Source organism: Streptomyces sp. NPDC008125, from assembly GCF_042957125.1.
Taxonomy (GTDB): Bacteria; Actinomycetota; Actinomycetes; order Streptomycetales; family Streptomycetaceae; genus Streptomyces.
Map to the genome: position 1 here is coordinate 511798 of NZ_JBIBHR010000002.1, position 12812 is coordinate 524609.

The 12812-nt window shown below is 72.0% G+C and carries 10 protein-coding genes and 1 tRNA gene; 4 read left to right on the top strand and 7 right to left on the bottom strand.

Going from position 1 to position 12812, the window contains the following annotated elements; translation table 11 throughout:
- The first annotated feature begins 135 nt into the window (after positions 1–135).
- Positions 136–633 carry a Pycsar system effector family protein gene (locus ACFZAX_RS04995; RefSeq protein ID WP_390959146.1) on the top strand — a complete coding sequence of 166 codons (498 nt, stop codon included), beginning with the start codon at positions 136–138 and terminating at the stop codon, positions 631–633.
- A 128-nt stretch (positions 634–761) separates the two neighbouring features.
- The gene (locus tag ACFZAX_RS05000; RefSeq protein WP_390959148.1) at positions 762–1439 is read left to right on the top strand and encodes a cyclic nucleotide-binding domain-containing protein; all 678 of its coding nucleotides are present in this window, start codon (positions 762–764) and stop codon (positions 1437–1439) included.
- 10 nt (positions 1440–1449) lie between these two features.
- Here ACFZAX_RS05000 and ACFZAX_RS05005 read toward each other — a convergent pair whose 3' ends face one another.
- The 7 genes from ACFZAX_RS05005 to ACFZAX_RS05035 form a co-directional block, all read right to left on the bottom strand.
- Positions 1450–3090 carry a hypothetical protein gene (locus ACFZAX_RS05005; RefSeq protein ID WP_390959150.1) on the bottom strand — a complete coding sequence of 547 codons (1641 nt, stop codon included), beginning with the start codon at positions 3088–3090 and terminating at the stop codon, positions 1450–1452.
- A gap of 17 nt (positions 3091–3107) precedes the next feature.
- On the bottom strand, positions 3108–3983 hold the full coding sequence (locus ACFZAX_RS05010) for a protein phosphatase 2C domain-containing protein (RefSeq protein WP_390959152.1): 876 nt from the start codon (positions 3981–3983) through the stop codon (positions 3108–3110).
- A gap of 313 nt (positions 3984–4296) precedes the next feature.
- On the bottom strand, positions 4297–4974 hold the full coding sequence (locus ACFZAX_RS05015; protein ID WP_390959154.1) for a hypothetical protein: 678 nt from the start codon (positions 4972–4974) through the stop codon (positions 4297–4299).
- A gap of 61 nt (positions 4975–5035) precedes the next feature.
- Positions 5036–6739 carry a hypothetical protein gene (locus ACFZAX_RS05020; RefSeq protein WP_390959156.1) on the bottom strand — a complete coding sequence of 568 codons (1704 nt, stop codon included), beginning with the start codon at positions 6737–6739 and terminating at the stop codon, positions 5036–5038.
- A 1-nt stretch (position 6740) separates the two neighbouring features.
- Positions 6741–8999 carry a hypothetical protein gene (locus ACFZAX_RS05025; RefSeq protein WP_390959158.1) on the bottom strand — a complete coding sequence of 753 codons (2259 nt, stop codon included), beginning with the start codon at positions 8997–8999 and terminating at the stop codon, positions 6741–6743.
- Positions 8996–9784 carry a hypothetical protein gene (locus ACFZAX_RS05030; protein ID WP_390959160.1) on the bottom strand — a complete coding sequence of 263 codons (789 nt, stop codon included), beginning with the start codon at positions 9782–9784 and terminating at the stop codon, positions 8996–8998. The genes ACFZAX_RS05025 and ACFZAX_RS05030 overlap by 4 nt, the downstream gene beginning before the upstream one ends.
- 698 nt (positions 9785–10482) lie before the next feature.
- A tRNA-Ala gene (locus tag ACFZAX_RS05035) sits at positions 10483–10555 on the bottom strand.
- A 161-nt stretch (positions 10556–10716) separates the two neighbouring features.
- Here ACFZAX_RS05035 and ACFZAX_RS05040 point away from each other — a divergent pair.
- Positions 10717–11265: a helix-turn-helix domain-containing protein gene (locus ACFZAX_RS05040; protein ID WP_390959162.1), complete on the top strand. Its 549-nt coding sequence runs from the start codon at positions 10717–10719 to the stop codon at positions 11263–11265.
- A 174-nt stretch (positions 11266–11439) separates the two neighbouring features.
- Positions 11440–12774 carry a protein kinase gene (locus ACFZAX_RS05045; protein ID WP_390959164.1) on the top strand — a complete coding sequence of 445 codons (1335 nt, stop codon included), beginning with the start codon at positions 11440–11442 and terminating at the stop codon, positions 12772–12774.
- Positions 12775–12812 lie beyond the last annotated feature (38 nt).

The following is a 12812-nucleotide window of genomic DNA, read 5'->3' on the forward strand; positions in this document are numbered from 1 at the left end:
CGGGGAACCGCAGGACGCGCGCGGGCCTCGCCGCCGGTCCCGGGCGTCCCGGCCGTTCCAATCCCCCTGCCCGGCACGGCACGCCCGACTACGATGGGTTGGTCAGCTGGGCGCTCCGGGGGGAAGAGGTCTGCGATGGCGCACGACGACGCGGTGGCGACCGCATGGCGCTTACACGCCTCGCTCGCCGACTGGATCGGCAGGATCGATGCCAAGGCATCGTTCGCCCTGACCATCGAGTCGGCGGTCCTCGCGGGAGTGGGGGCCCTGGCCGGTACGCACCACGGTGTCGGCGACCTGTCCGGCTGGTGGGCTCGGGCAGCACTCTGGATCGGAGTGGCCGCACTGGCGCTCGCCGCGCTCGCGGCCGTGTCGGCGGTCGTGCCGAGAGCGGGAACGCGGCGCATGGAGCCGCCGGGACCCGACGACTACCTCTTCTACGGCCACATACGCCGTTGGACCCCTCACGATCTGGCCGAACACCTGTCACGGGCCGACCCGCTGTCCGCGCTGACCAACCAACTGGTGATCATGAGCGACATCGCCTGGGTCAAACACCGCAGGGTGCAGCACTCGCTGGCGCTGGCCGTGTCCGGAGTGGTCTTCCTCGCTCTCGCCGTGATCACAGGCTGAGGATGACGCACGGTGCGGTTGTCTCGTCCCCGGAGGGCCGACGGCCTGCCGGCGAGTCCTTCTGGTCGCGCTTGGACGACACGGCCAGGGGACGCCTCATCGACGCCGGCCACACGCGCAGGTATCCGGTGAGCGCCCACCTGCTGAGGCAGGACGCCCCCTCCGACCACGTCCTGGTGCTGCGCAGCGGCTGCGTGAAGGTGTACGCGGAGACCGACACCGGCTACCGGGTCGTCCTGGCGCTGCGCAACAGCGGCGACCTGCTCGGTGAGCAGGCCGCCCTGGACCGCCAGCCTCGCTCGGCGTCGATAAGCGCGCTGATGGACGCCGAGGCACTGATCATTCCCGCCAGCAGGTTCAGCACCCTCCTGCGCACCCTGCCCACGGTGGCCTACGGGGTGCAGCAGGTCCTGTCCGGGCGCCTGCGCGAAGCCGACCGCCAGCGCGCCGCGATCGGCTCCGTACCGGTCGAAGCGCGCCTGGCCGTCCTGGTGCTCGATCTGGCCGAGCGCTACGGCAGGCGCACTGCCGAGGGAAAGATCCGGATCGATCTTCCCCTGTCCCAGGACGATCTGGCAGGGCTGGTGCTCAGCTCGCGGCGGACGATCAGCAGGATCCTGGAGGAATGGCGCCGCGAGAAGCTGCTCACCACCGGGCGCCAGGCGATGGAACTGGCCGCGCTGTCGGCCCTGCGCCATCGTGCCGGAGCCCCGGCGGCAGCGAGAAGCCGGTCGGCCTGGCCGGAGGAGAACAGCCCGCGCCGGCCGGGCGACCGGGCTGCGCCCCACACCTCGTACCCGGAGTAGGGTCCGCGGATCACACCTCGTCCCACGCGTAGCTGGTCAGCCCGTACTCGGCGGCGATGTCGTTCCACACCCCGACGAACGCCTTCTTGGCCGAGGTGGCCCGCTCGCTCGCGACAGCGGCGTCCTGGAACTCCGAAGCCTCCGCCGTACTGTCGGGCAGACAACTGCCGGACAGGTTCTCTGCCCAGAGCTGGTAGGCGTCGTCGGCATCCGCCGACGCGGACCAGGCACTCCGCAGATCCGCCAGAGCCTCCTCACCGCCGGTCAGCCCGTCGGCATCCAGGGATTCCAGCCGGCCGAGCAGATCACGGCGCGCGTCCGCGGCCTGCCGGAAGACATCGGCGGCGGCCGGGAGCGACTCGCACCGCTGTACGGACGCGACCGCGTCGCCGACTCCGCCGCGCGTGCCGGCGTTCGCCCGCAACAGCCCGTCGATCGCGGTGGCCTGTTTTTCCGCCTCGGATTCCGAGTCGTCCGCCGCGGACTCTCCGTCGTTCTCCGTCTCCGGCGGACGGTCGGTGGAGCTCGAACCCGAACCGCCGCTATGGCCGGATCCCGTCTTCTCGACAAGGAAGGCCACGGCGATCAGGGCGAGCACGACGAGGACCACCGTCGTGATCGTCTTCCCGGCCGGATTCCCCCGCCGAGGTGCCGGCGGAGCAGTCCAGGGACCGGCACCGGGCTGCGGCACGTGCTGGGTGCCCGACGCGGGCGGCCGGGCAGGTGGCGGGGTCTGCGCCCGGCCCGGCGGCGGACTCTGCCCCGACGACGGTGAGCGGGGCGGCCGGTTCGGCTTTCGGCCGGCCGGGGAGTCCTGTCGCGGCTGGGCGATCGCCCGCTCCAGCGCGCCTCCCCACTCCTTCATGGTCGGACGCGCCGCGGCATCCGCCGAGCTGCCCCGAGCAGCCAGGTTCATCAACTCGGTTGCGACCAGGCCCACTTGCGTCGTGTCGGTCCCCTCCTGCTCCCCCAGGAACAGCCGGATCACCAGCAGGGTGAACTTGTAGCGGTCGCTCTCCACCGTCGCCAACGGCTCCCCGGCCGGCACGTTCCATCCCGCGGTCTCCGCCTGCCCCAGCACACTGCGTCCCCGCAGCCGCATGGCGTCGCAGTCGATGAAGAAGCAGGCCGGACGCGGCGACAGACTGAACAGGAGGTTGTTGGCGGACAGGTCTCCCACCGCCACGTCCAGACCGTGAAGGCGGTCGAGCAGATCCGCGAGGTCCTTGAGCAGCAGCAGACGCTGCCGGACGCTGATGGTGATGCCGATCCGTTCGATGTACTGCTGCTCGTTCAGCAGGAACTGGAAGCCGGCGACACGCCGTTCGCCCGGCGCTGTCGCCAGCTCCACCAGGAACGCGTCCGGCACCTGGCGCATCAGGAAGCCACGCGGTCGGCCCGAGTCCTCGACGATCGCAGCCGGCCACGCGCTGTGCTCGGCCAGCCAGCGGCCCGTCGAGCGTTCGAGCGACGGCAGGAAGTCGACCATGCTCTGCAACGCGGTGAAGTCGGCCTCCCGCAGCGAAGCGGGCGAATACTCCTTGTAGGCGATGGGCCACACGTTGTTGATCTTCCGCTCCTTGATGGCCCACACCTCCCCCTGGCCGCCCTGGCCGAGGGGGCGGTCCTTCACCAGCGTGTGCAGGTCCACCCGCGGAGTCCGCCCGGTCACCGGCCTGCCCCCCGCAGCAGGTGTTTCGGCCAGACGGCGAGCAGGGTGCGGTCGTCGTCGAAGGTCTCCCGGGAGAAATCCAGCAGATGGGCGAGTCCACGGGCGGGAGGGGGAGTGCGCAGATGCCGGAGGAAGAGCGCCCCGACACTGCCCGTCCCGTCCCCCAGCGCGTCGCCGAAGCCGTCGGTTCCGACGAGAAGCACGGACGCGGGACCCAGCACGGCCTTCTGGACGCGCAGCGGCGTCGGGACCCGGGGCAGCGGGGTCACGGCGGAGGACAGCACTTCGGCCCCGTGCGAGTCCTTGGTCGTCAGCAGTCGCTCGTAGGACCCCCGGCCTCCGTCGAGCAACCACGCCCCGGAGTCGCCTACTTGGACGAGGGTGACCACCGGGACGCCGTATCCGTCCACCTGGACCACGCCGGTCACCAGGGTGGTCGCGTACTTCCGCTCGGCCTCCGCGCTGTAAGCCCCCTCGGGTTCCCTCCCGCCTGCCGCACGGGCGACGAGTTGCCAGGCGGCCGTCCGCACCACGTGCGGCCAGTCCAGCGCGGACGCACCGGAATCGAGCTGCTTCAGAATCTCGTTGACGGCACCCCGGCAGGCCAGGGCCGAGCCGATGGAGGACTGCTCGGCCGAGGAGACGCCGTCGGCGACGGCGAAGACCACGTTCTGGGTGGGTCCGTGCACCGCGACCGCCACGTCGTCCTCGCGCGGCCTGCCCTCGTAGCGGTGCGCGTACCCGCGCACGGACGCCAGACGTACCGTCACCTCGTCCGTCGACCACCCGTCGTGGACGGTGTCCGGACGGTAGGACGGCGCCACGGGCGGCTTCGGCTCGAACGCGTAGCCGGGCTCTCCCACCGGGATCACGGCCCACTCCGGGTCGGGGTACGGCCCCGGCGGCGCCGGCCGGACGGAAGCGGGCGGCCTGACGGCCGGTGACACCTCCGGCCGACGCACCACCGCAGGAGGCAGGGCGGGAATACCGGCGGGAGGGTCCGACGGCGCGGGGAGACGCGGCGTGGGCCTGACCGCCGAGCGGGAGGACAGGTGCTGAACGGCCGGTGGCCGTGCGGCAGGGGAACCAGGCTGTTCGAAGTCCCCGCGCCAGCCGTCCGAGCGCTCGTACTCGTCGATTCCGACGTCCCTGCCCGGCCGGCCGGGTGAGTCCGGGCCGGTCATGTCAGACCTCGTCAATCGCCATGTGGAAGCCCTCGGGCCTCGTGACGATCAGCTCGGCTTCGCCGCTCGCCACGCTTCGGCCGGTCTGCACCATGCTCTTCGTCAGCGCGATGAAGAAGGACGAGATCGCCTTGCCGAGGTCGGCACCCGGCACCGACACCAGGGCGAACTCCCGTTTGGTCGCCACCTCCAGCATCATTCCGGGGGCGGCCTGGCCTATTCCGCACGCGACGACGTTCGGCGCCGCGGGAGTGACGGCCCGGTCGGTCAGCCGGGCGTGCGGCGTCTTCCAGTCCTCCCCGGAGTTGGGCATCCCGTCGCTGAGGAAGAACACAGCCGGGCGGAGGACCTTGTACCCCTCCGACTTCAACCGGGACACGTCGTGGGGCAGCCGGTTCAGCAGGGCGTTGAACACCGCCTCGTAGCTGGTGGTTCCCCGCGTGGCCAGCTCCGGGAGCTCGTTCTCCCTGCGCAGGTCGGCCAGTTCCACCCGGGTCACGACGTCGTCGGAGAAACCCAGCACGGTGAAGCGGACCTTGGCGGCGGCCATCGGTTCGCCGAGCAGGGTGTGGTGCAGCGACTGGAGCCCCTGGTTGAGTTCGCCGAGGTGCTTGGTCATCGATCCGGACTCGTCGGCGAGTACGTAGACAGGCAGCAGAGAGCCACGGTTTTCGGACACTGCGGTGATTCCTTCTTGTCGGAGGGGGTGGGACCGGACGCGGATCCCGGACTGTGGGGGATCACCCCGCGGAGCGCGCCGGGATCAAGCCCGCCGGGCACTCGGTGACCAGGTCGGGACGGCCGGCGACGACCCCCCGGCCCAGGTGCAGCAGGGTGTTCTGCAGGAGGACGGAGAACTGCGCCGCCTGGTCCGGTACGGGCACGCCGGGCGCGGCGACGAAAGCGAGCTCCGGGCTGGAAGCGATCCGCAGCACGGTGCGCGCCTCGGCCGAACCCAGCCCACAGGCGACGACCGTGGGGGCGTAGCGGTGTGCCCTGAGGACCTGCTGCGCGTCCGGCCATCGGGCGTGGTCCTGCGGCGGGGCGGTGGTCACCAGGAAGACGACCGGCCGGTGCACGCGTCCACCGGCGTGCTTGAGCTGGTCGACGTCGCCGGGCAGGAGGTCGACCAGCCCCTCGAAGGCGGCGGTCAGGTGCAGTTCGCCCCCGGCGGTCAGGTGGGGTACGTCGGTGCCCCAGTCGACCCTGGTCAGCGGCAGGCGCATGTCGGGCCGTTCCGCGTACCCGATCACCGACAACCGCACCCCTGCGGCCACGTCGGGGCTCTGGGTCAACGCGGTGTGCAGCGACCGCAGCGCGTCGTTCAGCCCGGCGGTGAACGGCGCCGCCGACTGCGAAGCGTCGAGCACCACGTAGACCGGCATCGTCGCCCCGGTCGCGCCAGGAGCGGACGAGGGTCCCGCCGCCGGTCCCGCCGCCGTTCCCGCGGCCGGGCCGCCCCACATCACGGGGGCCGTGGGCGCGGGCCCCAGCGCGGGCGGCGAAGGCGCCGCCGCCTGCAGGCCGAGCGACTGGAGTGCGCCGGCCGCCTGACCGCCCAGCAGCGACATCAGGTCGGGGGCGCGGAACAGGTCCTTCTCGACCATGAACTTGAGCATCTCGTCGTGCCGCTGATTTCCCAGCGCCCATCGCGCGGCCTGGGTGTTCTCCCATTCGAGGCGCAGCCGCGCCGCGCCGTCGGTGTCCTCGGGGTGTTGTGTCAGGTGCTGCTTGATCAGGCCGTCGATGTCCCAGGTCGTACCGGACAACGCGTCGGCCCGCAGCCTGTCGCGTTCCAGTGAGGCGTGGAGGGCGGCGTCCTTCACCGCCTCGTCGGACGCGGTGTGCGCCATCCGCTTCTCGTGCTCCCGCTGCCCCAGCTCACGCTCCCGGCGGTACCGGGCCAGCGACTCGATGTACTCCCTGGCGGCCTCGTCGGGCTCGATGTGCACCCGGCACAGATAGATCGTCAGCCCCTCGGGGAGCCGGACCGGCTGCAGGAAGGCCCGGTTGATCTCCGCCTCGGCCCGGTCCGCCTCGTCGATGGCGAAACGGCGCACGGTGGTCCGGACGAGGTGGGTGACGTGTCCGTAGATGATGGGCAGCGCGTCGGGGATGTTCCTGCGGACCACCTCCTCCGGGTCGTGGACCCGGAAACCCACGTCCAGCCGGGCTTCGAAGCGGTGTGCCTGGTCGCTGCAGGGAAGCGGGGTACTGACCACCGCCGCCTGACGGCGGTGGTCGCCCACGTCCACCGCCAGCCGGGTTCCGCCCCAGTTGAGCACCTTCTCCCAGATCGTCGGGGTGGCTCGCGTGCTGACGGTGTAGCTGCCGTCCGCGGCCACGTGCACGATCGCCACGTTGCGGTGATCGTCCCACCACTGTCGGTGCTTGTTCTTCGGCACGGAGTCCACACTGAAGGTCAGCGGCAGATGCGACGGCATGTCATTCCCTCTCTCGGTCGAGCACTCTGGTCACGGCCCACGCGGTGACCGGAAGCGGCGCGAGTTCGTCACGGTCGGTCCACTCGGCGGCGTACTGGCGGATGATGTGGCCGGAGCGCGCGTCCCCGCGAACGACGGCACCGAGCATGCTCATGAGGGTGTCCCGCAGCCGGCTGTCCGCCTCGGCGAGCGTCGCCCAGGTCCGCAGCGTGCTCTGTGCCTGCGTGTGGGAGGCCGGGTGCGCCAGTGCCTCGCGCCACAGCAGCACCATCGGCTCGCGCACCTCGGCCCGGACCTCTCTCAGGAAGAGCAGAGCGGGCCAGCCGTCGTAACCGTCGAACTCCGGTTCCTTGCTGTCCACGACCAAGGCGGTCGCGATCGTGAGGAAGGCCGGCAGGCAGGTGGGCCGGGACTGGGTCTGCGTCATGCCCGCGCACAGGGCGCCGAGCACCAGCGGCGCCGTGTGGTAGTCCTGCGCGACGAGATCGGTGTAGCCGTCGCCGATCGCCGTCGCGACCGACGCGACGTCCACCGTCGACAGCCGGGCGAGCCGGGCGATGTTCTCCCGCACTCCCGCCGTCGCCGACGTCAGCCCGTACATCCGCGCGGCCGTCGCCTGACCGAGCGGTAGCTGCCGGTCGGAGAACCACCCCGCGGCCAGCGCTTCGATCTTCGGACGCAGCTCGGGGTCACGAATACCGGTGGCCAGCGCGTATCCGACCGCCTCACGCAACCGGGCGTCCGTGTGGAAGGCCCATTTCTCCAGGACCTTGCGGCTGAGGTAGGGGAAGGAGGGGGGCAGCAGCCCGCCCAGAGCCACCGCGGCGTACACCCGCACCTCGTCCGAGCCCTCCGTGATCAGCTCTCCGAGCCAGCCCAGCAGCACGTCCTGGATCGGATACCCGGACCACGCGTGGGCGATGACCTGGCGCGGGTACTCCGGGTCCTGGTACTCCAGGCAGCCGCGCGCTGCGGCTGTGTCGATCCGCCGGGCACGCAGCCGGGCCAGCAGTTTCCGCGTCGGCAGGGCCAGCGGGTCGAAGACGGTCAGCGGCGCGTAGCGGCCCGCTCCTTCCTTCGCGACGGCGGGCGAGCGAACGGAGTCGAGCCGGCGTACCAGCCTCCGGGCGGCCTCGTCGATCTCCTCCTGGGGCAGACCGTTGAGTACCGCCAGCGCGAGCGAGAAACAGCGCACGAAGGGGTCGGTCAGGCCGTCCGCCCAGATCTCGAAGGTCTCGACGCCCCTGCGTGCCATACGAGTCCGGATCCGGCCCAGCTCCGGATCGCCGGACCAGTACTCGTCGTGCAGGAAGGTGGCGAGGTCCGAGGCGCTCCGGCAGGTCGCGTTGGCGTCGAGGTGCTCGTCGATCAGCGCCGCCACCTCGGCGTCGGCGAGGATGCGCTCCGCCTCCGGCACTCCGAAGCGCCAGCGCAGATAGCGTCTGACGATCCCGAGGTGCGTGGGAGGCCGGACCAGATCCACCACCCCGGACAGCAGTTCGCTGTCGGAGACGTCGGTGTCGGTGAGGGTGACGACCATGACCGCACCCGCGTCCAGCAGCGCGGTCTGCAGCCGTTCGTAGATCTCGCCGCGCAGGTTCGCCGCGTCGACCGGCCGGTCCAGCAGGAAGCCCGCTCCCGGTTCGATGCCGATGCCGTTGCCGTCGCCGGCCGGTGCGTCGATCCGGTCGACCAGCGAGGCGAAGTCCACACGGCTGTCGAGGTGGTAGACGGGCCCGCGACACGGCAGCAGCAACCGTACGGCGGTGGCCGTCTTGCCCAGGCCATCGGCGCCGCGCAGCACGACGATGCTCTGCCGGGCCAGCTCCGAGCGGGCCTCCTCGTAGCCCGGCGCCTCCTCGTACGCGTGCCGGGCCCGGTCGCGCAGCACGGGTGACAAGGGCCGCAGACGCTCGCGGCCACCGCCCACCACCAGGACGTACTTGTCCCGGCCCACGACGTCGCCGTCCACGTTCGCGTAGGCGCCGCGCAGGTGCCCGTGGCGCTGCGAACCCTCGCCGAGCCGACCGGAGGGTGCCGCGCCGTCGTCCCCCCTTCCGGTCCCCTCGCTCTGCGTGCCGGTGCCGGTGGTGCCCGCGGGGGGAGCCGTACCGCCCGCGGAGGAGCCGCCAGGTCCGCCGGCCGTACCGCCCGGAGCGGTGGGACCCGTGGACGGAGTCGCGGCCGGGGCGGGTGCGGGAGCGGCCCCCGACGCTCCCGCCCCCGCACCGGCGCCCCCCGTCGGTGTGGGCACTGTCACGGGCGGACCGTCCCCTGCTGGTGGATGACCTTGTCGCGGCCCACCACGTCACCTCGGACGACGCCGACATGGATGGCACTCGCGCCGACTGCCCCGTCCGGCCGTGCCCCGGCGTCAGCGGCCCCGTCGCCCCGCTCGGGGCTCGTCGGCGGCGAGGCGGGGGCCGGAGGGGGAGTCGGGCTCGGAAGGGCCAGGCCGGGAGGCGCGCTGAAGCCCGGCACCATGACCCAGCTCTCCACCGTCCCACCGTGCTTCGTGGTGAAGCGGAGGGGGAGGTAGGCGGCCGGATCGATGCCGCGCGGCGCGTGTCGTACGACGCCCTCGTACACCTGGTCCGAGACCACGAAGGCCAGACAGGCCGTACCGGCGGCGCGCAGGGTGTCCCTCAGCGGCTCCGCGTCCACCAGGCGGAACGTGGTGTTCACCGCGTCACCGGACCACCCGCGTGCGTCGCGGACGACCAGCCCCTGGTGCAGCGCGAGCCGCATCCGCAGGGAGTGCGCGGAACTGTAGATCCGAGCCTTCTCCCGCAGCCCGTCGTCGAGCGCGCGGACCAGCGGTCCCGCCAGCTTCACCGGCGGGACGGTGGGCGCCACCAACATCAGGATTCCGTCTCCCCGGTCCTCGGTGGCGACCTCCCCCCGGTCGATGCCCGCCTGGGCGAGGGCACTTTCCACCACCTCGTACATGGCATCCCTCAGAGACCGCTGAATGGGGTCGGGCCTGGTGCTGAAACTCTCCAGGTCCAACACCAAGATCCAGTAATGCAGCGCTTCGGACGTCATGGAATCCCTCCCCGGCCACCGGTCGAATCCCGGTACCCATGTCCTATGGCACGGGTAGGCATCCGTCTACGCCATATGGCGCAGACCCGGTTCCGGATGGCGGGGCTGCGGATGACGGCGCGGACGAGCCGGGAACGCACGTGGGAGGGAACCACATGGTGGGCGTACGCGACCCGCGCGCCCGCCCGCGCGCCCGCCTGCCCGTGCCGCGAGGACGGCTGGATTCCGGAAACCGCCGGCGCTGCCGGCGACGAGGCCACGACCGGCGCCACCCGGCACCGCCGAACAGCGCGATGTGGCCACTGCGGCGGACCGCAACCGCGTCGAGTCGGCGCATCGGCGTGGGGCGGGGACGGTCCGGTCCGGTCCGGTCCGGTCCGGTCCGGTGAAGGGCTCACGAATTCACCGGCGGCGACGGTTCGTGCTGGTGGAGCCCGACGAAGGAACGCAGCGTGCAGCCATTCCTCGCCGTTGAGGCCGAACTCCGGCTGGACGCCCCTGCCTCGCGGGCGCCGCCGATGGGGAAGAGGGCCCGAAGGCCACCGACGTCGAGCTGATCGACACCGGACAGAGCTGCGGCAGGTCTTCGGGATGCCGGTCCGGATGCCGGCCACCGGGCAGCCGGCTCCCCGGCCCGAGCCCACCACACAAAAAGCCCCCGGCCTGGGTTTCCACAGGTCAGGGGCTATTCGGGAATGTGGAGCCTAGGAGATTCGAACTCCTGACATCTGCCTTGCAAAGGCAGCGCTCTACCAACTGAGCTAAGGCCCCGAACAACGCACGCCACCACCCGCCATCCGCACGTGGAGCGCCCGTCGCAGACCAGAGTACCGGGTCCCGGCGGGATTCCCGCAAAGAGATGGGGACTCCCGGGGGACGACCACTCTCCGTAAGATGTCCGACTAGGTTCGCAGCAGCGAAGGGGAGGCGTGATGGACGCAGCGCAGCAAGAGGCAACCGCAAGAGCCAGGGAACTCCAGCGCAGTTGGTACGGGGAGCCGCTCGGCGCGCTCTTCCGCCGACTGATAGATGATCTTGGCCTGAATCAGGCCCGGCTCGCGGCTGTACTCGGGCTGTCCGCGCCCATGCTGTCCCAGCTGATGAGCGGCCAGCGGGCCAAGATCGGCAACCCCGCGGTGGTCCAGCGCGTCCAGGCGCTCCAGGAACTCGCGGTCCAGGTCGCGGACGGCAGTGTCAGCGCGGGCGAGGCCGCCGACCGGATGGACGAGGTCAAGAAGTCCCAAGGAGGATCGGTTCTGTCGAGCACCGGCCAGGCCACCGCCACCGGCGGAGCACCCACCGTCCGCCGTGTCGTCCGCGAGATCCAGTCGCTGCTGCGCTCGGTATCGGCGGCCGGAGACATCATCGAAGCGGCCGACTCCCTCGCCCCGACCCACCCCGAACTGGCAGAGTTTCTCCGGGTGTACGGCGCCGGTCGCACCGCGGACGCCGTCGCGCACTACGAGGGACACCAGAACTAGGGGTCGCGCCCGGCACTGGGGTCGCTCCCGGCGGGACGGGAGCAGCACCGGCCGCACGGCGCAGAGCGGTGCCGGGGCCGCGTTCGACGCCCCGGACACCCGGGAGCCACCGGCCGCACCCGGGGTTCCGGCACCCGGCACCATCCGGCACAGGACTGGAGCGGACAGAGCGCAATGGGTGAGGTATTCGCCGGCCGGTACGAACTGGTCGATCCGATCGGACGCGGTGGCGTGGGCGCCGTCTGGCGCGCCTGGGACCACCGGCGCCGCAGGTACGTCGCGGCCAAGGTGCTCCAGCAGAGCGACGCGCACACGCTGCTCCGCTTCGTGCGCGAGCAGGCGCTGCGCATCGAGCATCCCCACGTCCTCGCGCCCGCCAGCTGGGCCGCCGACGACGACAAGGTCCTGTTCACCATGGACCTGGTCAGCGGCGGCTCACTGGCCCATGTCATCGGCGACTACGGCCCGTTGCCGCCGCACTTCGTCTGCCTCCTGCTCGACCAGCTGCTGTCGGGGCTGTCGACCGTGCACGCCGAAGGTGTGGTGCACCGCGACATCAAGCCCGCCAACATCCTGATGGAGGCGACCGGTTCGGGACGTCCGCACCTTCGGCTGTCGGATTTCGGCATCTCGATGCGCAAGGGCGAACCCCGGCTCACCGAGACCAACTACGTGGTGGGTACCCCGGGTTACTTCGCGCCGGAGCAGATGATGGGCGCCGAGCCGGACTTCCCCGCCGACCTCTTCGCGGTGGGACTCGTCGCCCTGTACCTCCTGCAGGGCCGCAAACCCGACTCACGGGCGCTCATCGAGCACTTCGCCGCCCACGGCACCCCCGGCGCCCCTCAGGGCGTTCCCGAGCCCCTCTGGCAGGTGCTCGCCGGGCTGCTGCAGCCGGACCCGCAGGCCCGGTTCCGTACCGCGACCGGTGCGCGCAAGGCCCTCGCCGCGGCGCTGGAGATGCTGCCCGACCCCCCGGCCGGCGAGGAGCCGGTGGAGGTGTTCGACCAGATCGGTCCCCTGCCGGACGGATTCGGCCCGGACGGCCCGCTCGGCAGCGCGCTCCGCGACCCGTACGGCGGCCCGCCCCCCGGTTCGCCCGCCGCCCCCGGGAGCGCTCCTCCCGGCGGCCAACTCCCGCACCAGGCACCCCCGGTATCCATGTCGGAGACCGGCAGCTTCCATCTGGCCCCGCCCCCCGTCCCGCCGTCGAGGCCCGCCGCCTGGGCGACCGGCCCGGAGCCGGCCGCCCAGGTTCCCTCCCCGGCCACCGCCGCCACCGCCGCCGGGCACCCCGGCCCGGCCCCGACACGCGGCTACACCGCGCCCCACGGGCACCCCGCAGGCGTGGCCCCTGCCCCGGCACCCGCCGCGCTCCCGCACGCCGCACCACCGGGCCCTGCGGCCCGTACGGCCCGGCCGGGTCCGTCCCCGAGGGTGGCGGCCTTGGTGCTGCTGGTCGCGCTGCTCTTCTTCGCCGTCGGCATCTGGGCGCTCACCCAGGCCTGAACGGAGCCGAGCGCACCCGCCGGGCCGGGCCACGGCAG

Coding starts and splice junctions, on each gene's coding strand:
- ACFZAX_RS04995 (WP_390959146.1), top strand. CDS start 136: ATGGCGCACGACGACGCGGTGGCGACCGCATGGCGCTTACACGCCTCG.
- ACFZAX_RS05020 (WP_390959156.1), bottom strand. CDS start 6,739: ATGCCGTCGCATCTGCCGCTGACCTTCAGTGTGGACTCCGTGCCGAAG.
- ACFZAX_RS05030 (WP_390959160.1), bottom strand. CDS start 9,784: ATGACGTCCGAAGCGCTGCATTACTGGATCTTGGTGTTGGACCTGGAG.
- ACFZAX_RS05040 (WP_390959162.1), top strand. CDS start 10,717: ATGGACGCAGCGCAGCAAGAGGCAACCGCAAGAGCCAGGGAACTCCAG.
- ACFZAX_RS05045 (WP_390959164.1), top strand. CDS start 11,440: ATGGGTGAGGTATTCGCCGGCCGGTACGAACTGGTCGATCCGATCGGA.